The following is a 24,965-nucleotide window of genomic DNA, read 5'->3' on the forward strand; positions in this document are numbered from 1 at the left end:
GATCCGCGCCGGTAGCACTCGACGAGACGTGGCCGACGCAGCTCGTCGTCAAAGTGGTCAGCGCGTTTAGCCGTACTCGCGATCGAGTGGTCGTCCTGCCCTGGCCGACGAACCCGAGCTCCACTTCGGACGCGGTCGACGCCGCGAACAACCTCGGCCGCCGCGCGAGTTGCGGCTCCGAAGTGGACTCGAACGCATCCGGGTTCGCCGACCTCGTCGTCACCAGCGCGCCGCCACACCAGACCACCGCGGAACTCACGGATGAAGCCGTGCTCACCGCAGCACGGCTGCTCCGCCTCGGGGGCATCTTCGTCGCGCTGACGCACAACGACACGACGGCCGGTGAACTCACCGACCGCACCGGCCAACTCGTCACCAGCGCCCAGTTCGCCGATCTGCTCTACCTGCAACACGTCGTCGCGCTGCACGCCCCGATCCGTGACGGCCGGTTCCAAGTCGAACTGAACGACCGCGAAGCGGAGGAACTCGGTCGTGCGCGGCACCGCGCCGCGGTACGCGGGCTTCCGTCGCCACACCTGCGCATCCACTCGGACGTGCTGGTGTTCGCGCAGCCCCACGACCACCTCGCTCGACCGCTCACCCCAGCCCGCGCAGCCGCCGAGACGGGAGTCATCCGATGAGCAACGACCTGCCGGTCTCGGTGTGGACGACCGCACAGACCTCGCCGTCGACCCAGCGCAAGAACCGCTACACCCGCGAGTCGGTCGCGCATCCCGCGAAGATGCTGCCCGACGTCGTGCGGTACGCCATCGCGCACTACACCGAACCGGGCGACCTCGTGCTCGACCCGATGTGCGGCATCGGCACCACACTTGTCGAAGCCGTCCACCTCGGACGGCGCGCCGCGGGCATCGAGTACGAACCGCACTGGGTCACCGTCGCGAACAACAACCTCGCCCTCGCAACCGAGCACGGCGTCGAACACGACGCTCACGTCATCCACGGCGACGCCCGCCAGCTGACCACATTGCTGCCGCCAAACCTACGCGGCCAGGCCTCGCTCGTCGTGACCTCACCGCCCTACGGACCCTCGACGCACGGCCGCGTCGCCGTTGCCCCTGGCGAAGGCATTCAGAAGTACTTCCACCAGTACGGCAGCACTCTCGACCGCGGCAACCTCGCCAACATCGGATACCACCGGCTGCTCGCCGGCTTCACCCGCATCCTCGCCACAGTCGCCGAGTTCATGCGACCCGGAGGACACATCGCCATCACCGTGCGCCCATGGCGCGAGCACGCCGAGCTCATCGACCTGCCCTCACAGATCCTCACCTGTGGACGCAACGCCGGCCTCATCCCGGTCGAACGCTGCGTCGCTCTCCTGGCCCGCGTCGCCGAGCACGACCTCGTCGCCCGAGGCTCCTTCTTCCAACGCGACTTCCTCCGCAAGCAACGCGAAGCAGGACTCCCCCTCCACCTCATCGCACACGAGGACGTGCTCGTCTTCCGCACACCACTTCGCCCATCCCGCTCAGCGGCTGTCGAAGCACGCGCCGCATGAACACGCCCGTAACACCCGACCTGACCGTCAGGTCCAGCCCCGGGCCGGTGCTGGGTTCGCTCTGCACCGGCTACGGCGGCTTGGACGTCGGCGTGCTGGCCGCCTTCGGCGGCGGTCGCATCGCATGGTGCGCCGACCACGACCCACAGGTCGAAGAGGTTCTCGCCGCCCGCCTGCCCGGTGTGCCCAACCTGGGCGACGTTCGCCTCGTCGACTGGACCGCGGTCGAGCAAGTCGACATCCTCGCCATCGGGTTCCCCTGCCAGGAGATCTCCGCCGCCGGACAACGCAATGGCATCGAGAAGGGAACCCGCAGTGGAGTGTGGATCGACGTCGTGGAGGGCATTCGCGTTCTACGACCGCAGTTCGTCGTCGTGGAGAACGTCGCCGCGCTCCGCTGGAGGAACGGCGGACTCCACCGCGTTCTCGGGGACCTGGCCGAGGCAGGGTATGACACGGTCTGGCGCAGCGTTCGCGCCTCCGACGTTGGCGCGCCACACCGCCGTGAACGGGTGTTCCTGCTCGCGTGGCCCGCTGTTCCCGACACCACAGGCGCGAGACGGCGACAACCGCGGGGCCGCCGATCCGGCACGGCGCCGTGCCCTCGGTCGCCAGGTGAGTCTGCACGACGTCGTCAACGAGATGCTTGCAGCGCGTCGGCGAACACCAGATGGCTCCAAAACCAAGTCAACGCGGTCATCCAGAACAACTCGTCCCGGCCTCCGCCGCCCTCGCACACGAACTGGCGTGCCTTCTCCGATGTCGTAACTCGCTGGGAGAACGTCGCAGGCCGGACAGTCCCCCGTCCGACCGTGCCAGGCGCACACGGCGGTCCGGTGCTGTCCCCCGCGTTCGTCGAGCACCTCATGGGTCTCCCGGCTGGGTGGGTCACTGACGTTCCGCTGCCCCGCGTCAACCAACTGCGAATCCTCGGCAACGGCGTTGTCCCGCACCAAGCCGCCCTTGCGGTCTCGATGCTGCTTGCCGACTTCCACGCGGTCAGGCACACGCCAGCTCAAGGACGTGCGGCATGAACCTCGTCGAAGCTTTGGCCGGGATCGAGGCGGCCAGCACCACCAACCGAGCAACGCGCTCGCCTCGGGTTGACGGGCTCCCCGTTGCCCGGCCGCCTGAACGAGTTCAACGAGGCACCTCGTGCTACGCGTTCACCACCATCGATGTCCATGGTCGTCTGGGTGACAGGTCGTTGGTCAGGCTGCTGAACTGGCTGCCCGGCACCTTGCTCAAACCGACCGTGCTCAACGACCGGATCATCGTGCTCCGTCGTTCTCCAGGCACCGTGACCGTGTTGAAGCTCGGCCACATCCGCCTCCCTGCAGCGATCCGGCACCGATGTCAGTTGCACGCGGGCGACGGGCTCCTGCTCACGACCTCTGCCGCTCGCGACCTCCTTGTCGTCTGCACGACGGCGGCACTCGACCAGGCGCTCGGCTCGTACGTGCGCGGAAGGTTGTTGTGAATGACATCGACCTCGAGGCGGTGCGGCTTCTGCTCAACCGCCTCGGGGTCCGGCCGGAACAACTGCTCGACCAACCGGCATCGACCTCGATGCCGAGCATCCGCGAGTACGTCGAGAGCGTGTCCAAGGCCGTACCCGCCGGCACGCTGCGCGTCTACGAGACGTACTGGAACCGCATCGTCGACGAGTGGGGCGACCGCCCACTCGACGAGCCGACCCCGCTGGACATCAAGCAGCTCGCCGAGCAGACCAAGGCGGCAGCGCTCGTCCGCAAGAACTCCCGCGGCGGCCGCTCGGCCGCCGAGCACCTCATCGCGGCGGCCCGTTGCCTTTACCAACACGCGATCGCGGACCGCCTCATGTCCGAAAGCGACAACCCAGCGCGACGCGTCGCCAAACCACGCCGACTCGCCAACACCCGCCGTGCGCTTCCCGACAACCGACTCCGCGAGATCAACGAAGTCGCCGGCACGACCGGCAACGATCCCGAGCTCGACCTCGTCCTGCTCCGCTTCCACACCGAGACCGCCGCGCGTCGTGGCGGCGCACTCGCGCTTCGGCGTTGCGACCTCGACCCCGAGCAATGTCTCGTCAAGCTCTTGGAGAAGGGCGGCACCGTGCGCTGGCAGCCGGTCTCACCAACCCTGATGAAGCACCTCCTCGTTCTCGGCGAACAACGTGGCGCCGTAGGCAACGAGCAGCTTCTCCGCTACCGCAACGGCGACCCGATCACGAGGCGTCGCTACGACTACCTGTGGCAGCGGCTCGGCAAGCACCTGCCCTGGGTCGCAACGCAGCAGGTGAGCACCCACTGGATCCGGTACACCACGCTGACGTGGGTCGAGCGGCACTTCGGGTACGCCGTCGCACGGGCGTACGCCGGACACTTCGGCAAGAGCGACGCCGGCACCACGACCACCTACGTCCGAGCCACGCTCGAAGAAGTCGCCACGGCGCTCGCCGCGCTCACGAACGAAGAGCATCCGCTGGCGGTCGCCACTCCCTCGGCAACTCTTTTCGACAGGTCGTGACCCAATAGGACGGACTTGGAACGCCACACGCATCCAATCGAACATATGTACGAATACAGTGATAGGTTCTCGCCTCATGGATCGGCAGCTTCTTGAACCGTCCCAAATGGACGGCACACTCACCTACAGGTACGACTCGACCGGACAACCGGTGGCTCTCTTGCCGTCGAGGTGCAAGCTCGGGCGACACACGCTCGACCACTCCCAGTTCCGCGCAGTCGTACGAGACGGTGAAGCCCACATCAGCTGCCTCGCCTGCACGACCAACGGCTTCGACGACGCCTGGCGACTGGCGGCCACGGCGCCTGCTCCCGACAGCGCGGAACTGTCCGAGGAGCGCTACTTCGAACTCGTCCTCCACCGCGCGAACCGTGCACTGACTGCGAGCAGGTGAACATGACACTCCACACTCCACACACGACATGGGAGGGCGACACCATCCACGGCCGGAGGGCCGTGCTCACCAGCGTCGGGGTCCGGCTCGATCGGCTGTTCGCCCGTATCGCAGGTGCACCGCGAAAGGTGATCGAGACGGGCCTGGACATGACCGGCGAGGTCCCCGGCAGGCTTTACGGCCGCTTCCCGAGCATCGACGGCGACTGGTTCGGCGTCGTCAACTACGAGATCGGCTATGCCGACGGCCGCCCGCAGAAGGTGTACCTGGTCGACCAACTGGTGCCCTTCCACGTGCTCCGGCTGCGCGAACGGCCCGGCGGGCGAGGCTAGGCCGTTCGGGCTACCTTCAGATTCCTGGTGAGCAGGTAACACACCGGGATCGGAGGTCGCCGTGACACACGACTCCGTTCCCGCGTGGATCGACCCGATGCTGGCCAAGCCCGATGGTGGCCGCCTGCGGGAAGGGCCGCAGTGGGCGTACGAGTACAAGCTCGACGGCTACCGTGCCGCGATGCGGATCGCGGCTGACGGAACGACGGTGCTGACCAGCCGCAACGGTCTCGACCTCACCGCTGAGTTCGCTGAGCTGACCGGCGTGCTCACCGCGGCGCTGCGAGGGCGCGCCGCGGTGCTCGACGGCGAGGTCGTCGTCTACAACGAGGCCGGTCAGATCGACTTCGGCCTACTGCAGCAACGCCGAGCCCGCTTCACCCAGGACCGCGTGAACCTCTTCGCCGAGGCGACCGACGACCACCAGTGCATCCACACCGACCCCGAACGGGCGCGCACCGGGCCGTTCGGCGGCACCATCGCGCACGGCTACCTGACCCTCGCGCTGGCCCCGAAGTTCCTCTACGAGACAGTGGAGATCGAGGTACTCCAGGCCGGCGTGAACTACGGCCTGAACAAGGTCCGGTTCCCCGCCCCGGTGCCCGTCGGCTCAGCGGTGCGCGCCCGCGTGCGGTTGCTCGACGCCCGCGAGCGTGCCGGCGGCGTGGAGGCCACGTTCGGAATCACCGTGGAGGTGCCGGACTCCGATCGACCGGTGTGCGTGGCCGAGGCGGTCGTCCTCTACCGGTGAGCGCTCAGTTCGGCCGCCCGCCGGTGCGCGAGGACGCACATCTGCGCCTCCGTGCCGCGGGTGTGCTCGACCACGGCCTCGAATGGCAGCGCAGCCTGGTCCTCTGCAACCTTGCGCGGCCTGGGACGCGACTCCTCACTCGTAGTCAGTCGCCCTACTCAGGTGACGTGCGGCCGTCATTATCCAGGTTGCATCACACGATCGGCTGTTGTTCGCAAATGTCCGTAACGACTGGACCGCGGGGCCGATACCCACCGCATTAGCGAGGGATCGGAGCGCGCATGCTGGTTGCCACCGACGAAGTATGGGCCCGAACTGTCAAGGTCGCGCGCAATCAAGTACGTCAGCTGCTCGTCCCTAAGTCCACGCTCGAGGTACGTCAGACTGACACCGGTTCGGTTGTGTCCAACCAGTTCGGTGTCTGGCCGGCAGTAGTGGGTGGTAGCGCGCCGACTGACGGACCGCTAACGGCTCATCTCGACGTCACCGTTCCGGCGAGCCCGCTCCTGACGTGGTGCGGTAGCCGGGAACTTCACCCTCCGGAAGCGGTGTCCAACTCCTTCGAAGGCTCCATCGAGTTCCGGAAACCCGGCGTGCCAGGCAGTTTGCGCCGTCCTCAGCTAGGCGCTCTGCATTCGGTGATCGGATACTGGTCGACTGGAGTGACGGAGCCCGGCGTTGTCGTCATGCCCACAGGAACCGGCAAGACCGAGACGATGCTGGCTGTGATGCTTGCGGAACGTCCAGAGCGGCTGCTTGTCTTGGTACCGACGTTGGCTCTGCGAGATCAGGTCGCAGACAAGTTCGAAAGCTTGGGCATCCTTCAGGAGAAGGAGATCGCCGCACGGCAAGCACTCCGACCTTGCGTTGCACGCTTCAAGCACGGAATCAAAGATGTCGAGGATGCAGCTCAGCTGCTTTCGACATCCAACGTCATCGTCGCCACGCCGCATGCGCTCAACGCGTGTTCTGACGAAGCGCTCCAGGTGATCTTGCAGGGGTGCTCTCACCTGATGGTGGACGAAGCCCACCACGCTCCAGCCCCGAGCTGGAAGCGAGTCGTCGAAGCCTTCTCCGACCGCAGGGTACTGCTTTTCACCGCGACCCCGTTTCGCGAAGACGGTAAGAGCGTTCCCGGCCGCACGATTTACCGGTTTCCGCTCCGCGAGGCACAGCGCGACGAGTACTTCACCACGATCGACTACCAAGCCGTCGTCGCCATCGAAGGCACCGACGAGGTCCTGGCTGATCTGGCTATCACCCGCTTGCGCGAAGACCTCACTGCTGGCTACAACCACATCCTCATGGCCCGAGCCAAAAGCGTCGCTCGCGCAGAGTCGCTCTTGAAGTTGTATGAAGCGAAGGCCGGCGACCTTCATCCGGCAGTGCTCCATGAGAAGGTGGCTGCAGCCGACCGGCGAGCAGTCCACGAGCAGTTGAAGACACGTGACTGTCGGATTGTCGTCTGCGTCGACATGCTGGGCGAAGGTTTCGACCTGCCAGCGCTCAAAGTCGCCGCGCTCCACGACGTCAAGAAGAGCCTTAGCCCGATGATCCAGTTCATCGGACGGTTCACCCGCGCGCGAGCGGACGCTACAGATCTCGGTACCGCATCGGTGTTCGTTGCCCGTGATCCGTCCATCGTGGCGTCGCCGCTGCGCGACCTACTACGGGAAGACGCCGACTGGAACCTGCTTCTGCGCGACATGACAGAGCGAGTCACTCAGGCGGCCGAAGCAGTCTCGGCGTTCGACAACTCGTTCAGCGGCGGTCCCGAGGACGTGGCAACGGCCCTGCTGGAGCCCAAAATGAGCGCCATCGCCCACACCGCGCCAACCCAGAACTGGGATCCGGAAGCCGCGCTGGTCTTCTACGGGCCGGACAAAGTGCTCGACAGCAGCATCGCGCTCGGCGTTGAGTCGTCGGTCGCCTGGTTCGTCGTCGAGCACCGAGACGAGGTGGCTTGGGGTGATGTGAAGACTCTCGAACAGGTCCTGCACGAGCTCATCGTCATGTACTTCGACCGAGAACACCGCATCCTCTACGTGCACAGCTCGATGAAGAACGGTGACTACGCCGATCTAGCCGAGGCCGTCCTCGGCGCCGGCACCAAACCGATCAAGGGCTCGACCACGTTCCGCGTGCTGGCCCACCTCGATCGGTTGATCCCCACGAACATCGGGCTCCTCGATGCCAGGGACCACTTCAACCGGTTCTCCATGCACGTCGGCAGCGACGTGCTTCACGCTCTGGACGCCCTGGATCAGCAGGGAAAAACCCAGACGCACATCAGCACATCCGGCTTCAGCGATGGCGACCGCATCACCATCAGCGCCGCCCTATCCGGGCGCTTCTGGTCCACCAGAACGGCTCCGAGCCTGAGCGCCTGGCGGCAATGGTGTGACGCACAGGGCACGAAGCTGCTCGACTCGAGCATCGACCTCGCCAAGGTCCTAGGCGGCTTCATCGTCCCGCAAGACCTCACCGAACGCCCCGAACTCGTCCTGCTTGCAGCAGAGTGGGACTGGCGCTTCTACCTCGGTACAGGTCCCGAACTGATGATCCGAGTTGACGACAGCAGATACCACCTGACCGACATCGACATCCGGGTTGACGACTTCAGCACCACGGGGCCGTTCGTCCTGTCTCTCGTCACCCCGGCCTGGGAAGTCCCCTATCACGCAGACTTCACCGACAGCGGCCTCACCTACAGTCCACTTGGGAATGATGCTCAGGTCGAGACCGCCAGGACCTCGACCAAGCTGCAGCAGTGGATCAACGAGAACAAGCCCATGCTGCTGCTCGAGAACGACCGCATGATCACTTCCCAGGACAAGCTCCTCGAGCCCCGCTACGACCTGCGCCCGTTCCCACGTGAACGCTTGACGGCGCTCGACTGGGCGGGTGTAGACCTGTCTGTCGAATCTCAAGGGCCGGAGCGACGAGCGGACTCCATTCAGGCTTACATGGTCCGGCATCTGCTCAACACGCTGCAGTTCGACCTGCTCATCGACGACGACGGTGCCGGCGAAGCTGCCGACCTCGTCGGTCTTCGAGTCCACGAGCACGAGCTGCACATCACGCTCGTCCACTGCAAGTACTCCAGCAAGAAGAAGGCCGGGGCGCGACTCGATGACCTCTATGAATTGTGTGGTCAAGCAGTCCGCGGCGCGAAGTGGCGCCAACACGGCGCGATGCCACTACTTCGCCACCTCGACAAGCGCGCACAACGCTTCTATCAGCGCACCGACGCTTCACCCTTTATGGTCGGCGCGCTCACGGATCTCTACCAGCTCATGTCGATCGCGCCGCAACTACGCCCTCGCTTCCACAACCTGCTTGCACAACCAGGCCTCTCTGGTGCCGCGGCAACAGATGAGCACCTGCGAGTCCTCGCCGGCGCCGAATCGTATGTGCACGCGGTAACTAAAGGCACTTTCGAGGTGTACTGCAGCCAATGACGCAGCCGGATGTGTACCTATGGCGGAGGTCTCTTGAACGCAAGATGTAATCCTCATGCGCCAAGAGACTCTGCCTCCGGACGGGTGCGTCGCGCCGCCACTTGCTTGATCCGAAGTAGAGTGACGGGCTCCGAACGTCAATGAGGGCTTGGACAAACGTCCTGCCTTGCCACACCTACGAGTTAGGACTCGCATGGGACTCGGCAAGCAGCGCGTGCTCGTCCGGCGATTTCAAGGAGGTGCCCAACGCTCACGCTCGATGACCTGCGACGCAATCTCGCCTCGGTCTTCCTGGCTACAGCTGATGCCGCAAGACGTCGGCTAGAACTCGCCGGGGCGCCACTCACCGTCCACGTCCAACGGACGGTGATCGAACGCCCAAGCGCAACCGAGTGGAGCGGAACGCCCCACACCGAGGCACAGAACGTGCTGGCGTTCTGGCATCCCCTGCTGCCTGAGCCCCCGTGGCTCAACGACGCAGAAGTCGACGCCATTCGGAACTGCTCAACGCAACTCGTCGAGCTCGACGAGGCCAACCTGCCTTACTGGTGCCCCCTCCCGTCGTCCGAGGGCTTCATCGCCAAGCTCGGCCCACCGCCTCCTTTCGAGGAAGACCCCACAGGCTGGGTCATGCGGATTGTCGTTGTGCCCGCATTGCACTACCACTTGACAAAACTGCCGAGCGTAACTGACGCAGATGAGGCATCAGCCCTGGCGTTTGCTGACGAGGTACTGGATGTCGCGACGGCCAGTGATCTGCGATATAGCGTCAGTATTCCCATCAGCGGCGTACATGTGGAAGGCAATGAGACGCTCACCGTCAGCGATGTCCGCGTGCGCCGTCTCTTGCCGAGCGAGCAGGGCGCCATCTTCGATGAGCGTGGTGGTTTCGCATCAATGATGACCACCTTCACCGAGATCCCCCATACCGTTCTGGAATTGGAGCTTCGCGGCCCAAGGAACAAACAGAACCTCTCTCTGTTCGAACGAGCGCAGCCATTGACTACTGCGTTCCAGTTGTTTGGCCATCATGTGAAGGGGCGCTTCGCCGTCCAAGGCGCCGAACCTCCGTGGGTCATGGACGGACGTGGACACCAACCACTGCTGCTGCCCCAGCGATCACATGACACAGGCGCTGCTACGCAGATTACGCCCGAAGATCTGTTGGACATCGTGACAAGAGCGGAACAGCTCGAGCGCTACCACATCAGCGAGCCCAGATCACCGCGCGATCTAGCCGTACATCGGTTCGTCGCAGGTCTGGCACGCGATAGCTATGCCGACGGCGTGCTCGACTTCACAATTGCGCTGGAGGCGCTGCTGCTTCCCTATGACGAGAGCGCCCGACGGGGTGATCTTGGCTACCGCTTCCGTGTGCACGGCGCCCACTATCTGTCAGAGCACCCAGACGATAGGCCCGCCGTAGCGAAGCAGCTTAGCGGCATCTACGAGATGCGCAGCCGACTCGTGCACGGCTCGAAATACCCCGATAAAACTCAGATCATGGAGGCATATGCCCTTGCCTCCGACTTTGCTCGCCGCGGACTTTTGCGAGCACTCAAAGAGGGCTTCCCCACGCCAGCTTTGTTCAACCAGGCAGTACTGAGCTGACGGATGACACAGCGCTACGCACTGCAGACAAAGTCGGGCAGATTCTGCGCCACATCAGTCAAGAAGATCGCCCACAGGGACGGTACGCGTTCCATCCAGCCAATCAGAATATTTTTCCCGGAGCCTGCAGATCACTCGGCCATGTCGGGCATATTCGATTCCTTCCGACTCCAAGGGTCCACACAAGAAACAAAAATGACAAATATAGAGAACCAGAAAACCTTGGCAGGCGCCGCCCGAAATTTCACGTCGCGAATCGATATACAGGAACTCAGGAGGATCGATGGATCAAGATTCAGCGAGCACCAGCCTCGGTTCTGAAGTAAAGGAAGTCTCAAAGACTCCAGCGGGGAAACTCTCCCGATGGTTCTTTTGCCTACCCGTGGTTCTTCCTTTTCCGGACCGCACCCAGCTGGTCGATCACATTGGCAATCAACCTCGCAGCGACGATGCCGAGGACACTCCTATAGTAAGTATCGTCATCCACCAGATCACTCAGGATGCTGGTCGTCTTAGCGCGATGGGTGACGCTGTTTTCGAGGCAGTCAGTCGAGACCCTCAAATCATGCCAACTACTTCGACTGAAGAGCAGCAGCAGGCAAGAATGATCCGACCCAACGAGTACTACACGGTTGTCGAAGCCATGACAAACGCAAAGTCTCCGGATCAGCCTGATGCAGACTGGACTGGCGATCCGCAAGATCTACCTCCACGCGCTGATCCGCTCATGCGATGCCTCCGCTATATCGACGACCTCACAAGAGCATTTCGCTTGGCAGTCGAGCGTCCCCAACCTCGCCCTCTCTATCCAACTATCTCGGGACCCATCCTGTGCTACCACGCAGATGGAGAGGTAACTTCCTACGAGCATGAAGACGGGCGAATTTTGAATGTACTTCAGCCTGTCGGAACCTGGGAAGGACCCCAGCTCGTACTTCCAAATCACAACAACTTCCTGCTGGACGCATCACCGCCCGAACCTGGAATCAACGGACCGCTCGCCGAGAGATTTACGCAATGGCTTGGTTCCATCAGAATCGGCGACCGGCAGATCGGATGGTCAGAACGTTTCCTCGAAGCGAGAGAAGCGCTCTATTCCCGGGGAGAGGCCGGTCAAGCCGTCGTACTCGCCTCCACTGCCGCAGAGGTTCTAGTAACAAGCATCCTCACGACACTTCTTTGGGAAGACAAAGTCCCGACCGCAGTCGCAGCTTCAGCGTGGGAAGACGGAAAGATCGTGCCCGCAATCTTGAAACAACTCGCCCCCAGACTTAAGGGAACCTGGAAAACGGATCAGGGTGCACTTGGACATTGGTACCAGCGCGCGTACCGCTTGAGGCATCGCGTTGTCCATGGCGGATACGAGCCCACGAGACCCGAAGCGGTCGCCGCCCTGGAGGCAACTCACGCTCTTTCACAATTCATTTTCGATAGAGTTGTCGCGCAACGTGGAGTCTACCCGCGAACCACTCTGATGACCGTAGCTGCGTCGGGCCTCGAAAAGCGCGGCCTGTGGACTGGTAAGATTAAAGCGTTCGCAGAACAGGTTGCACCGACAGAACCCCTCTGGAAATCAGCGCTAGTTCGGTACAATGACGAACTCGTCAGGGAACGTCTCAAGACCCTGAAGTAGCCATATCTGCATCTGCACCTCTACGTTCCGACCAGTATGTTCGATCAAGATGGCCCAACCAAGCATTAACGGTCGAGGCAGCAGCATCAGGAATTACGGCCGCCATCGCGAACGGTAGGGACAAAGGTCTCTGTGTGCCCGAGCCACGTCAGAGGAGTGCGCTTACAAGTCCTGTACGTGCCGAAAACCACGTCCGTGCAGGTTAAGCCGCATGGTGGTACTCGTGGATGACTCCGCCGAGACGGTCCTGTCGATCTGTGGTGAGGAGTTCGATCTCCTCGGGTTCACGAGGCTGAGGCCGCGCTCGCAAGGGTGCTGCGGCTGCGAGTGATCGGTGGGTGCGGTGCTCGTTGTAGTGCCGCTCGTACTCACGCAACGCGTGCGTTAGGTGGGCCTGATTCCAGATCAGCGTGCGGTCCAGCAGTTCAACGCGAAGTGTCTTGGCCCAGCGTTCCATGATCGCGTTCATACGGGGCATCCGGACGCCGGTCGGTACCGTGTCGATCCCGGCGGTGCCGAGGATTTTGTCTATCAACGTTGGGTATTTGGCGTCGCGGGCGCGAATAAAGAACCTGATCCGCGTGAGGTGTCCGGTGTCTTCGAGGTCCATGAGCAGGTTGCGGATCGCCTGGGTGACCCTGTGGGGTGCCAAAACATGGCTCAACATGCCTGACCTGCGGATCACGCTGCTGCAGGCTCGTACTCCTTGACCAAGCCGCCAAGCACTCGCCGACGACGTACGGATCTGCATCCTGGCCCTCTGCCGCCGCCCAACCCCGCAAGGTGGCGTGGGTCAGGCGGTCGTGACGTCGTAGGTGTGGCCGGCGAGCCGCAGGCGATCGATCAGCGGCCGGCCCATGGCCGTCGCGGGCGTGAGCGAGCCGGAGCGCTGCGGGAGGTCGTCGAGGGCCAGGCAGAGGGCACTCTGCCCGAGCATGACGGCCGTGGCGGCGTAGCCGGGATCGCCCGCTCCGGCGACCGTGGCCCGGTAGCGGCGCCCCGAGCCGGTGGTGGCGTGCAGCACCGAACGGAACCAGCCCTTCGCACGAGCCTGTTCGCTGGGCCCGCTACCGGGCGCGGGCAGCACCCGGTCGAGCAGGCCACGGACGGGCTTGACCGACATCGCGCCGACCAGCCCGGCCAGCCCACCGGTGATACCGACCGCCATAAGCGCTCCGGTGACGCCCTGCCCCGCGCCCATCACCTCGCCGTAGCGCAGCTGCGGCCCGTAGGCCCAGTCGAGCAGGGCGTTGCTGCGCCGCACGATGCGGGTGTTGAACGGGGCCATCACGAACGGCGCCTGCCACGTTCCGTCGGCGGCGCGGGAGGGCATCGCCGCGTCACGGGGCTGGGCGGGCGTCGGCTCTGCTGCGCGGTCGGGACTGAGCGCATGCGGATCGGCCGCGACGCGGCGCAAACCGGGATTGCTCTCGTAAGCCTCGATCTGCGCCCGCAGCGAGTCGATCGTGCCGCCGCTGAAACCGCCGCGAACCGTAGCCACCAACCGCACCTCGGTGAGCGGACCCGCGCCGTCAGCCACGGCCCGCTCGTGCAGCAACAACATGCCCAGGTCCGACGGGATCGAGTCGTAGCCGCAGGCATGCACGATCCGGGCTCCGGAATCCAGGGCCAGCTCGTGCACGGCGTCGATCGCGGCACGGACGAACAACACCTCGCCGGTCAGATCCGCGTAGTGCGTGCCGGCCCGTGCGCACGCCTCGACGACCGGGAGCCCGTAACGCGCGTACGGGCCGACGGTGGTGGCGAGTACCCGCGTCGACGCGGCCAGCGCCGCCAGCGCGACCGGGTCCCCCGAGTCGGCGACGACCAGCGGCCACTCCCGAGCCGCCGCGGGCAGCCCGGCCCTGGTGGCGGCGAGCTTGTTCGCGGACCGCCCGGCCAGCGCGATCCGCACGCCCTCGGGGGCGTGCCGCGCCAGGTATGCCGCGGTTAGCGCCCCCACGAACCCGGTGGCGCCGTAGACGACGACGTCGTGCTCACGATTCATGGCCGTCAGCATGCCCTCAAGCTCCGGCCACCGCCCCAGTCGGGCGGCCTTTGGGTAAGCAGGCGCTTGCGTTGTGGCGCGAGGTTGTTCTGTGGTGGCTGAGTTAGTGCGGGACGAGGTCGCCTCGGCGTGCCCGGTGGTGGTGTGCAGGGCCGAACTGCTACTCGCCGCTCACAGGCCAGTATCCGCAGGCCGACTTCGGCCGGAACGAGGAGTCGGCCGAATACCCAGCCCTGCCGCTATCTGTAACAGGAGGGCTGGTTCCGTGGATCGCAGATGCATGGACGACGCGATGGCATCAAGACCACGAGCTCCGCTCCCCCGCTGGACTGTGCCACTCGTCGCCGCGCTGGCAGTCCTGGCCGGTGCAGCCGTGCTACTGGTTCTGTGGCGATGGATCGACAGCCGGGCCCTCGCCGATGCGGAGAAACGCACCTCAGCGCAGATCGAGGCGGTCAAACTCGCCTCCGGAATCGTCGTCGGCGGCGGCGGGCTGTTCGCCCTGTACCTGGCAGCCCGGCGGCAGCGCACCCAGGAGCTGGAACTCGAGGTGCGTCGAATCGAACTTACGCAACGAGACAGGGTGCAGATCCACGCGGAACGAGTTGCTGAGGACTCGCGTCTGGACGCCGCGGAACGTCGCGTCACCGAGCTGTACACCAAGGCAGCCGACCAGTTGGGTTCTGACAAAGCGCCGGTACGGCTGGCAGGGCTGTACGCGTTGGAAAGACTGGGACAAGGCAACCCTGACCATCGGCACACCATTGTCGACGTCATCTGCGCCTACCTGCGGATGCCGTACGCGTCACTCGACGAACAGGCCGACGCCGACGAGCTCATTAAGCGTCAACGGCATGAGGAACTGCAAGTACGAACCGCCGCGCAACGCATACTAGCCAACCATCTGCGCGATGACCCGTCTGCTAACAGCCCTGAATCGTCAAACTCGCTAACCAGCTTCTGGTCGAACGTCCACCTGGACCTCAGCGGAGCACACCTCGTCCATTTCACGCTTGCCCAGGCCAACCTGCTCTCCATCAACTTGAACAACGCGACGCTCGCGGGCGAAACCGTGTTCAGGGGGATGCAGTGCGAATCTGCGTTCGTACAGAACACGAACTTCCTCGGCCACACGGATTTCCGTGGCACCCAGTTCACCAACTCGGCATGGATTTCATCCTCTATCTTTGCTGACGGCGTTTGGTTTCACGGTGACAAGTTCTACCGACCAGCCAGATTCGGCCGACATGTTTCGTTCCAGGGAAGCACCTTCAACGGCAAGACACGGTTCGAGGGCGTGGTGTTCTCCGGCAGCGCGGACTTCCGCAACGCCACATGGCCTGACGGATCCACATCCGTCGAGTTCCGAGATACCGTCATCGAGCATCCCGAAGCAACCAACCCGGAAGCCGGCGCGAACTCCAACTGCTGGCCAGACGGATGGCATCTCGACGCCACAGGCGCCTACGCCACCCTCAAACGAAGTTAACTTGTGCCGCTCGAAAAGTCATCGCCGCAGTTCAAGGGGCGCACCTGTACTCGTGGACCACCCCAACGAGGATCCGCCTGCGAAGTGGAGGACAGCCAGGGCTATCAAGATCATGCGCCGATGCGGGGTGTTCGAAGATGTCTGGCGGTAGCTGGTCGCGAGCCTGGTGAGGCCGGTGCTCGTTGTAGTGAGTCTGGTAGGCCGCGAGTACTTGACGCGCATGACCTTCTCCCAGGACGAGGACATGGTCGAGCACCTCACGGCAGATGCTGCCGATGATCCGTTCGCACCGCGCGTTCATCCGGGGAGCTCGCGGTGCAGTCGCAATCACGCGAAGTTCCTCTGCCTCGAAGACGGCGTCGAACGCGTCTCCGTACTTGCCGTCGCGGTCACGCCGCAGGAAGCGCAGAGATTCCAGGCGCGCTCCGAGTTCGCTCGCCAGGTTCCTCGCCTGCTGGTGTGCGTGCCGAAAATTACGTCCGCACAGGTCAAGCTACATGCCGACACTCGTGGAGGACTCCGCCGAGTCGGTCTCGTCAGAGTACCGCGAGGCATTCGATCCGGTCAGTTCCAAGGGCCTGGTGCCGGGTTCGCAGGGGTGCTATAGCGGCGAACGATCGGCGGGTGCGGTGCTCGTTGTAGTGCCGCTCGTACTCGCGCAGGGCGTGCCGGAGATGGGCCTCGTTCCAGATCAGTGTGCGGTCGAGGAGTTCGCCGCTAAGTGCCTTGACCCAGCGTTCCATGATCGCGTTCATCTCGACGATTGCCTCGGATTCGTGCTGACAGGGATGCGGCAGGCCGTGTCGTGTAGCGGTATGCGGGTGAGGAGCGATCACGGTGTTGTGGCGAGCGAGTTGAGATTCGATGCACCTGTCCCGCGTTGGGTGCGGGTCCGGGATGAGTCAGAAAGTGGCGATCCGCCGTTCGACCTCGACGAGGACGGTTTCCTCCCTACGCGGGACAGTCGCACGGCTCGCTCCGTCTCACAACTTCTGGTCCGCCCCGATGAGGCAGCCGGCAGCGGCGCTTTGGTTTTGTTGGGTGAGCCCGGTGCGGGCAAGACCACGACGCTGTCGCTGGTGACAGGTGTCGGCCCCGACACCCTGCCACCCGATCCAGGTCAATCGGGCACGCTGTGGGTGACCGGCTCCGAACTGAGCGACCTTGCGACGTTTCGGGAGACCATCGGAGAGCACCTGGCCGCCTTGCCCTCCAGCGGGTTGGGCGCGGCGGCATACCCATTGACGATCGTGTTGGATCAGCTCGACGAGAGCCCGTTCCTCCGGAACCTGCCTCGACGCCTGCAACAAGCGCTTAAGGACAAGAACACACGGTTTCTGCGGCTGCTGATCGCCTGCCGCACGGCCGATTACCCCGAAGCGCTGACCGCGGTGCTCAAGCAGACGCTGGGCGGGTGCATAGTCGCCGACCTTGCTCCGTTAACCCGAGCTGATGTCACCACTCTGGCGTCAAGCTTCGACGGTGTGGACGCGCAGGCGTTCGTGAAGGCTGTTGTCGCCAACGGTGCCGGTACGCTTGCCAGCGTCCCGCTGACGTTGGCGATACTGCTTGGCGCCTACCGTCAGAACGCTCAATCGTTGGCTCAGGGAGCGCTCGGTCTATTTGCGCTAGGCGTCAAGCGCCTGGCCGACGAGCACGATCGCGAACGTGCCCGGACGTGGATGCCGATCACAAGTGTGCCGCAGCGCGTGCAGATCGCCGGCCGCATCGCCGCACGTCTCGTACTCTCCGGTCAGCGGGCGATCTGGACCGGTGAGTATGCGCTGGCAGATGCACACGATCTCACCGAGGGCGCACTGGCCGGAGGAACCGAGATTGCGGGCGGAAGCTTCGACGTCACGCCCGCTGCTGTCGCTCAGACCCTTCGAACGGCGTTGTTCTCCCGAAGCGGACCGAACCGTAGGGCGTTCGCCCACTCGTCGTTCGCCGCGTATCTCGCAGCCCGATATCTCGCGATTCGGGCCGACCGGGGTGGCAGCGGTGTGCGCCGCCAGCTGGCCGGTTTGTTCCTCGTCGCAGCCCCTGACGAGGACACCGTCAGCATCCCGGTCCACTTGCGTGAGACCGCCGCATGGCTGCTTGCGCATGCGCCGACTCAGCACCGCTGGCTGGCGCGCGCCGATCCTCAAGGTCTCGTGGCACACAGCGCCGTCATCACAGATCATGACACGCGGGCAGTGATGACCGATGGGCTGCTGCGACGCGCCGCCGAGGTCGAACTGTCCCAGTGGTCTTGGCGAGGCACACGCTGGCATCTGCCACATCCGGGTCTAGCTGACCAACTCCGTGTCGTCCTCGACACGCCCAACATCGATCCGGCAGGAGAGTCGAACTACGCCGAGGTGACTGTCGCCCTGCACCTCGCACGTGACTGCCCCGACGAGACTGTGACCGACCTGCTCCTGCGGTTGGCGGAGAATCCACAACTGTCCACTCTGCTGCGTACAACCGCCGCGGATGTCGCCATGGAAACCGCTGCCGCCGTCGCAGCGCCACGGCTGCGCTCACTACTCGGCACCCTCCAGGACGTGTCCGACGATCGCGACCAGGAGCACGACGAACTCGTCGGCGTCCTACTGTCCTTGCTGTGGCCCAAGCACGCGAACCTCGCGGAGGTACTACCGCACGTCCGGCCCGTGCAGCAAAGACCACAAGGCATGTACCGCTGGCAGTTGAGCCAGTTCCCGCGTGCAGTGACCGATGCCGATGTCCCGGCCCTGCTGGACACTGCATCTCAGCTGGCGCGCAAGGTCGCAAGCCTGTCCGAAGATGGCGACTTGGTCGACGTCACGGGCACACCGAACCACGGGCTCTCGCGTGAAACGACGCTAGAGGAGGTCCTCGCGCCAATCACCGATCGTGTGTCGGTTTCATCCAATGCACATCTGCACATTCCGGCGCTGGCAGATCTGTTCACTGATCTCATCCGAGTCGAATTCCGGCCGACGCTCCCAGTCGGACTCGACCTCGTGCACAACGACAGCACCGAGGACAGCAGAAGCCGGGAGTTGCGGCACGCGCTGGCCGAAGCCATGGTGCTGGAGATCGTCAAGCGCACAGGCGACTTCGACCTGCCACTCGCTCTCATGATCGCCCGTGAATGGCGGCGCACCCCTTCATACCGCGACACCCTCGCCCCGGTCGGAACACAGCGTGGCGACCGGACGCACCTGCTCGACGACCAAGACTTCGCCTGGGCATTGGACCGCGCAGATCACCATCACACCCAAGGCGCCCCAGCACATGCAGCCGCTTTGCGAGTCTTGGCGACCGCCATCGCCGACCTGTACAACCCTGCAACGTTCGAGCGCGCCTACACTCTCCACGACACACCTGAGTGGACAAACATCAAGTGGATGTACGAAGGCGTCGACCTGAACAGTCAGCGCGCCAAGAATATGAAGCGCAGCTTCCGCGGACCGAAGAAGTGGGAACACGCCACCGAGTTCGCCCAGATACAACGCCAGCGTCTACATGCGGCCACGGAAGGCGACACCACCGCTTTCCATCGCCTCGTGCACGATCTACGCGCCAACCCGCTCACCGGCCAACCCGACGTCACTGACACCTACGACGTACGACGCCATGCGGGCGCGATCCTGTGGCCCGAAGACGAGTTCCACAACGCCTTCCACCTCGCCGCCCGCCACTACCTGCTCACCGAGAACGACCACCGCGACACCTGGCTCGGCGCCCAGCTGACCAACCACAAGGCCGAAGCGGGCTACGCCGCCCTGCTGTTCCTGCACAACACCGGCCGGCTCGACGACCTGAACGTCCCGTGGAGCGCCTGGGTGGGTGCGGTCATCGACAAGGCACACCGACTGAATGTGGCCCAAGAGGGCACCGCTTACCGCAGTTTTCTCAACCAGATCGCAGTTCACGCGCCGACTCAACTCGACGACGCGCTCCAGCGACTGGTCCGTCGCGCCTGCAATGACGGCCAGCAACCGTGGGCGCTGAGCCAGCTCGCCTCGGCACTCCCACCGGCCACACACCATCTTCTCGTCACTCTCGCGGAGGAACTCCACGCGGCGCTGAACCGACAGACCATCGACACCGCACCCCAGTCAAACGACGCCCCACCGTCCCCGTCATCCGCCCTGGCCCACGTCGACCCCATCACCTTGCCTCCGACCCAACAAGCTCGCGATGCAGCCCTCCGAACCTGGCAAGACCTCCTGCGCCACCCTCTGATTACCGGAGACGCTCGAACTGTCCAACTGGTCACCCAGACGTTGGACGCCATCCAAAATAGCGAGACCTCGCATCTCGTCGGCGTCGCCGCCGCCGAGGTCCTGCTGTCCTCAGACGCCAGCGCCGCGTGGCCGGTCATCAACTCGAAACTGACGGAATCACCGCAATTTGCGCAGGACCTTGCCCAGGCATGCGCTAGCCGGATCATGAGCGACTCGATCATCGAGACGTTGTCCGACACCGAACTGGCCGAGGTCTACCTCTGGCTGGCCGACGCCTGCCCTCCCGACACCGAGGCCGACCTGACCGCAGACTTCTACGTCACAGGTGACCAGGCGGTTCACGAATGGCGCAAAAGGGTGCTGACACTGCTGTCCCGCCGAGGCACTGCGGCGTCAGTCCGCAGCGTCCGGAAGATCGTCGACCGGTTCCCGGGAGATCGCACGCTTCGAGCCGCGTTGATCAACGCACGGCGCCAAGCTCAAGCAGCCGCCGCCGTGCTGCTCACGCACGAACAGGTCACCACACTCCTGGCCGACCCTCATCGACGGGTCGTCCGCACTGCCGTCGAACTCGCCGAAGTCCTCCTCGACACCATCACCGACATCCAAAATAGCCTGCACACGCATTCCAACCTGCTCTGGGACTGCGAACGAATCCCGAAATTTGACGAATCAACAGGGAAAAACAGGCAACATCGTCTGTGGCGACCCAAACGCGAAGGAGCGCTCTCCGCGTACATCGCCCACGAACTACTGCTGAGGCTCGAACTCCGCGGCATCATCGTCAACCGCGAAGTCATGATCAAGCCAACCGACGAAGGAGACTCCGGCGAACGTCCCGACATCCTCGTTGAGGCGACGGCGACGTCCTCATGGCTTGAGAGCATCGAGACGATCAGCGTACCCATCGAAATCAAGGGCAGCTGGCACGAAGCGGTTCCCACAGCACAACTAGACCAGCTGATGCCCTACCTGGAGGCCAAGAACACCGATGCCGGCATCTACCTCGTCGGTTGGTACCCCCTAGAGCACTGGACCGCAGCGGACCCTGATCCCAAGCGTGCAGCGACGAGACTACACTCGCCTGAACGTCTCGCCGAAAGCCTCGAACAGCAAGCAGAGCAGATACGAAAAGAATCCGGAAAACGCAGTTTTCCCACTGTCCTTATCATCCCAAGAGCTACACCAAGCAAGGTGGGAAAGGTCGACTGATCCGGCCGCCAAAACCACCACGCACCGATCGAGCTCTTCCCTCTGGGAATTCCAGATTCGAACGATGAGTGGACACCAGTACGTTGACGCAGAATACCTGGAACCCACACTTCGGGCTAGGGAATTCCTGGTCCCCGCAGAGCAGCTGGTCAGTCAATTATCCCAATCCCATCTCCTCCACGTGAGTACCAGCTGTTGTAGTGGACGCTACGCCGCAGGTCCGACAGTTTCTCCAGCGCTAGCCCTTGTCACCAGGTCTCTTCGAACTCAGTCGCTGTCGTCGTAGGGCATCAAGTCGACGACCTCGTGGCGTCCGAGCTCCAGCAGCCGAGTCCTCAGGGCCGCGAAGTTCTCGTCGGGTCGCGTCTCGCTGAGGGCTGCGAGCGCCTGCGAAGCGATCCCGGCAACGTAGTGCTGCTCCCAAGGTTCGCCCTTGCCGAGCAGCATGAGCAGGATCCGGGTGCTGTCTCCGGGGACCGGCGTGCTCTCGCAACGGTCGGCGACCTCGATCACGTAGTCGACTACACCGTCGGTGATCTTCAACGTCTCGACCATGAGGCGCGACCAGACGTCGTCTCCGAGGCCGGCGACGAACGCCCAACGACCGACCGAGTGCAGTGCCTCAGCCGGTGCGTGCACGCGCTTTGCGTCAAGCAGCGCCTGCCAGAACTCGACTCCGACAGCAAGTTCAGGCGCGTCGCCGGTGAGGTTCTGAACGCGGAAAGCGATGTCCTCCGTGGTCTGCGCCAACAGTTCACCGTTGCCGCGGAAGGAGCTGATGATCGAGGCGACGCCGTAGCCTTCTTCTCCCTGCGTGGCACCGATTGCGATCCAATCGACCGCTTCGGTCACGCCTCGGCGGGCGGCATCGAACAGGTCGTCGCGAAAGGTGTGGAAGAACCACGGAGTTGCGCGGCCGCTGTACTTCAGGGTGAGGACGAACGTCTCCGCGCCGAGCTCCGGGTCGCGGAACAGCGCCTCCACATTCGCTTCCAACCACTCATGGGCGATGCGTTCAAGCAGCACGCGCCGCATCGACAGCACAGCTCGGAACTCCATACCGACGCTGCCGCGCACGGCCAGGAGCGGGTCGAGGATGTCCTCGAAACGGGCTCGGACACCGCGGTTGTTCCGGTGTTCCCACGCCGCCAGGGCGAGGATCGCCTGGAGGCCGTGTCCGCTCCGGCTGTTGATCGCGCGGTTGAGTGCGTCCCTGTCCCCGCCTGAGTCACCTGCCGGAGGAGGCTGGCGGTCGAGCAGATCGTCAGCCCATTCCCAGAGGTCGTCGAGTTGATCTCGCAAGGGTGCGTCGGTGTTGGCCAGCGCTGCGATCAGATCGACGAAGGCGACCTCTACCGCGTTCCAGTCCGCCTCGTAGTCGAAGTTGTTGTCGGCCAGGGTGGAGGGAGTCCACCTTTCAGTCCTCACCAATCTCGCAGCTTCGACGATTGCCGCAGTGCGGTCGCTGAGGTCTGCAGCCTTCTTGGTCAGGCCGGAGAAGTAGTGCTGCACGTAGGTTGGTTCGCGGAGTGTGCGCACGACTTCGACTGGGTCAGCTGCCCACTGCTCAGTCTCAGCCTCGATCACGACTTGAAGTGCTCGTGCGAGTTCCAGAGCGCCTCCGGTGGACGCGAACGTGTCCGCGCCTGGGCGCCATTCGGCCACCAACGCTGCTGCGGCAAGTACTGGAAGCGTCCGAAGGTGCTCAGCCGAGCGAGGCGACTCTGCCCAGCGACCCGAGACCTGCGGCATGCGGTTCTCGAACGTCCGCTCGGGTTCTCCGTACCGTGCAGTCACCGCAGCTATCTGCTCACCCCACGCGGCAAGTGACTCCGCCGGCAGCACTGACGACCACCGCCAGGTTCGAGCCCAATCACGGGGCACCTCTCCACCCTGCGCTTCGGACGGCGTGCCCAGCGCTTCGCCCCAGACGGCCAGGTCTTCGGGGCTCGGTTCGAGGGAGAGGATCGCGACCACCAAGTCCTGATCCTCACCTGAGGCCGTGGACGAAGTCAGTCGGTCCGCGATGTGGCTGATCTTGTCCCGCAGGGCGACTTCGTCGGCTCGGACGAGGAGCTGACTGGCCAGGCGTCCCCCGATCTTGCCCGGGATGGTCCTGACCTTCGTGAGGAGCACGGCGGGGTCGAGGCCCAGTTCGACGACCTTTGCGAGTAGCCTGCTGAGGTAGTGGGTGATGACGACCAAATAGTGTCGCTCCTGCTCGCCCAAGGGGGTCGTGAACCTGGCGATGTCAAGCGCGACGTACTTGGCCTGTTCGTGCTCGGCCGCCGCACGTACCTTCGCAACCAGCATGCCGAGCCTGCCCGACAGGTTGTCGGCATCGACCCCGGCCAGCAACTGGTCGAGAACGACCTTGTAGTAGTACCGGTCGGTGTCGAACGGGCTACCGTTCAGAACCAGTCGCCCGACCCTGAGCACGATGTCGTCGGCCGGATCCGACCGCTTCACAGCGTCCACCGCAAGCGCCCGGATGTTGCGGTCGCCGGGTAGTGCGGAGTAGATGTCACCGACCAAGGCGTCGGCGGGCGCTCCCAGCTGAGTCGCCATGCGGATGACCTCGAACCCCGCCTCCGACTTCTGCGCAGGATCCGAGAGTTGCTTCACATCAACGAAAACGAGCTTCAGCAGCGCGGCGAGGTCCGCCGGGTGTGCCTGCGCGAAGTGCTCGAGAAGTCCGGTCAACGGCCACGATGCGCCCTGTTCCGGCGGGGTGATCACGCCTGCCGCGTGAAGCGGGAGCAACCAGGCCGGATCGCGCAACCCCGTGAAGAACAACCGGAGGTGATGCGGGTTCGACGCCAGTAACCGGAGTCGCTCGATCTGCTCCTCGCCCTGCCACGCTTCGGCAGCGAGTTCGCGCACGGCCGTGACGACCGCGTCCGGTGGCGTGAACATGCGAACGAACCACGCCAATGCGCGCTCATAGAGGTCCGTTGCGTCAGCGAGAGCAGTACTCGTGTGCAATGCGCCAGCGGCACGGCCGCGAAGCCTGTTGTACTCAGCTACAGGGTCGAAGGGTCCAGCGAGCGGTCCGATGCCGGCCTTGCGCTGGAGATACCCCAGCAACTTCGAGGCGTGGTAGGAGGTCCGTTCGCGTCTCTCCAGGTCCCTGCGCAACGCGACCTTCAGCTCCTCGAGCGACGCGACGTCGTCGTTGCCCGGCTGGCGAACCTCGTCCTCGAACCTGTTGAGCGCTGCGAGCGCCGCAGCCGCCCCTCCCACCACGGCCTGTTGACTAGCCACTACACCGTCGAACGCCTCACGGACGTTGTACATGGCGCTCTCAGCAAGCCTAAGTCCACTCTCATCACGCAACGCCCACGCCAACATCTCAGCGGCTGTCCGCAACGCGGCCACCACCTTGATGCCGCGGTCTCCCAGCTCGGCATGAATCCGCTCGACAACCTTGAGCGGCAACCCTGACGCGAACTGATCTCCGCCCGAACTCCTTGACATCCTCAGCGTCACCTCAATAGCACTGCCACGGCAGGGCGTCGCGCCGATCGCAGTCTCTACACCGCACGTGGCGCCCAGCTCAGTCGGCGGAGTCTAACGCCGGTAGGGCGCCGCTTTCATCGACATTTCAGTGCGAGGGACTAAACGCGGGGCCCGCACCGGCCCAAGTCCACTTGGGACATTCCGAAAACCGACTGACCTGTGCCGCCCGGAAAGTCATCGCTGCAGCTCAGCGTATGACTGCAGAGTTCTGGCACCCCGCAGGTTATCTGCCTCCGATTGATGTGACTGAGCGCTTCAGCTGGCCAATTGAGCGCCGTGGGTGGCCAGTTCGGTGCTCAAGA

The 24,965-nt window shown here is 64.1% G+C and carries 17 protein-coding genes; 13 read left to right on the forward strand and 4 right to left on the reverse strand.

Annotated features, from left to right (window positions below; all coding sequences use genetic code 11):
• The first annotated feature begins 86 nt into the window (after nt 1–86).
• The 11 genes from ABZX02_RS09810 (at nt 87) to ABZX02_RS09860 (ending at nt 12,215) form a co-directional block, all read left to right on the forward strand.
• Nucleotides 87–641 (forward strand): hypothetical protein, encoded by a 555-nt coding sequence (locus tag ABZX02_RS09810; RefSeq protein WP_355296614.1) that lies wholly within the window; start codon nt 87–89, stop codon nt 639–641.
• On the forward strand, nt 638–1,522 hold the full coding sequence (locus ABZX02_RS09815) for a DNA methyltransferase (RefSeq protein WP_355296616.1): 885 nt from the start codon (nt 638–640) through the stop codon (nt 1,520–1,522). Before ABZX02_RS09810 ends, ABZX02_RS09815 begins: the two co-directional genes overlap by 4 nt.
• Nucleotides 1,519–2,556 (forward strand): DNA cytosine methyltransferase, encoded by a 1,038-nt coding sequence (locus tag ABZX02_RS09820; RefSeq protein ID WP_355296618.1) that lies wholly within the window; start codon nt 1,519–1,521, stop codon nt 2,554–2,556. The genes ABZX02_RS09815 and ABZX02_RS09820 overlap by 4 nt, the downstream gene beginning before the upstream one ends.
• Nucleotides 2,553–3,002: a hypothetical protein gene (locus ABZX02_RS09825; protein ID WP_355296620.1), complete on the forward strand. Its 450-nt coding sequence runs from the start codon at nt 2,553–2,555 to the stop codon at nt 3,000–3,002. The genes ABZX02_RS09820 and ABZX02_RS09825 overlap by 4 nt, the downstream gene beginning before the upstream one ends.
• Nucleotides 3,003–3,007: 5 nt before the next feature.
• Nucleotides 3,008–4,033: a site-specific integrase gene (locus ABZX02_RS09830; protein ID WP_355296737.1), complete on the forward strand. Its 1,026-nt coding sequence runs from the start codon at nt 3,008–3,010 to the stop codon at nt 4,031–4,033.
• 151 nt (nt 4,034–4,184) lie between these two features.
• The gene (locus ABZX02_RS09835) at nt 4,185–4,427 is read left to right on the forward strand and encodes a hypothetical protein (RefSeq protein ID WP_355296622.1); all 243 of its coding nucleotides are present in this window, start codon (nt 4,185–4,187) and stop codon (nt 4,425–4,427) included.
• 128 nt (nt 4,428–4,555) lie between these two features.
• Nucleotides 4,556–4,759: a hypothetical protein gene (locus ABZX02_RS09840; protein WP_355296624.1), complete on the forward strand. Its 204-nt coding sequence runs from the start codon at nt 4,556–4,558 to the stop codon at nt 4,757–4,759.
• A gap of 97 nt (nt 4,760–4,856) precedes the next feature.
• On the forward strand, nt 4,857–5,510 hold the full coding sequence (locus ABZX02_RS09845; RefSeq protein WP_355296739.1) for a MaoC/PaaZ C-terminal domain-containing protein: 654 nt from the start codon (nt 4,857–4,859) through the stop codon (nt 5,508–5,510).
• A 281-nt stretch (nt 5,511–5,791) separates the two neighbouring features.
• On the forward strand, nt 5,792–8,971 hold the full coding sequence (locus ABZX02_RS09850) for a DEAD/DEAH box helicase family protein (protein ID WP_355296626.1): 3,180 nt from the start codon (nt 5,792–5,794) through the stop codon (nt 8,969–8,971).
• 426 nt (nt 8,972–9,397) lie between these two features.
• Nucleotides 9,398–10,582: a hypothetical protein gene (locus ABZX02_RS09855; protein WP_355296628.1), complete on the forward strand. Its 1,185-nt coding sequence runs from the start codon at nt 9,398–9,400 to the stop codon at nt 10,580–10,582.
• 283 nt (nt 10,583–10,865) lie between these two features.
• Nucleotides 10,866–12,215, forward strand: coding sequence for a hypothetical protein (locus ABZX02_RS09860; RefSeq protein WP_355296630.1), 1,350 nt, complete (start codon nt 10,866–10,868; stop codon nt 12,213–12,215).
• 202 nt (nt 12,216–12,417) lie between these two features.
• On the opposite strand, the gene ABZX02_RS09865 is transcribed toward ABZX02_RS09860, so the two are convergent.
• Complete coding sequence (locus tag ABZX02_RS09865; RefSeq protein WP_355296632.1) at nt 12,418–12,900, reverse strand: integrase core domain-containing protein; 483 nt, start codon at nt 12,898–12,900, stop codon at nt 12,418–12,420.
• A gap of 108 nt (nt 12,901–13,008) precedes the next feature.
• Nucleotides 13,009–14,223 (reverse strand): saccharopine dehydrogenase NADP-binding domain-containing protein, encoded by a 1,215-nt coding sequence (locus ABZX02_RS09870; protein ID WP_355296633.1) that lies wholly within the window; start codon nt 14,221–14,223, stop codon nt 13,009–13,011.
• A 280-nt stretch (nt 14,224–14,503) separates the two neighbouring features.
• Between ABZX02_RS09870 and ABZX02_RS09875 the strand changes: the two genes are divergently transcribed.
• Nucleotides 14,504–15,712: a pentapeptide repeat-containing protein gene (locus tag ABZX02_RS09875; RefSeq protein ID WP_355296634.1), complete on the forward strand. Its 1,209-nt coding sequence runs from the start codon at nt 14,504–14,506 to the stop codon at nt 15,710–15,712.
• A 31-nt stretch (nt 15,713–15,743) separates the two neighbouring features.
• Here ABZX02_RS09875 and ABZX02_RS09880 read toward each other — a convergent pair whose 3' ends face one another.
• Nucleotides 15,744–16,043, reverse strand: a complete 300-nt coding sequence (locus tag ABZX02_RS09880; protein ID WP_355296636.1) for an integrase core domain-containing protein — start codon at nt 16,041–16,043, stop codon at nt 15,744–15,746.
• A gap of 166 nt (nt 16,044–16,209) precedes the next feature.
• Between ABZX02_RS09880 and ABZX02_RS09885 the strand changes: the two genes are divergently transcribed.
• Nucleotides 16,210–21,144: a hypothetical protein gene (locus ABZX02_RS09885; RefSeq protein ID WP_355296638.1), complete on the forward strand. Its 4,935-nt coding sequence runs from the start codon at nt 16,210–16,212 to the stop codon at nt 21,142–21,144.
• Nucleotides 21,145–21,411: 267 nt separating this feature from the next.
• Here the strand turns inward: ABZX02_RS09885 and ABZX02_RS09890 are convergent, their stop codons facing one another.
• Nucleotides 21,412–24,633 carry a hypothetical protein gene (locus ABZX02_RS09890; RefSeq protein ID WP_355296640.1) on the reverse strand — a complete coding sequence of 1,074 codons (3,222 nt, stop codon included), beginning with the start codon at nt 24,631–24,633 and terminating at the stop codon, nt 21,412–21,414.
• Nucleotides 24,634–24,965: the final 332 nt, after the last annotated feature.

The organism is Lentzea sp. NPDC003310, from assembly GCF_040610935.1.
GTDB lineage: Bacteria > Actinomycetota > Actinomycetes > Mycobacteriales > Pseudonocardiaceae > Lentzea.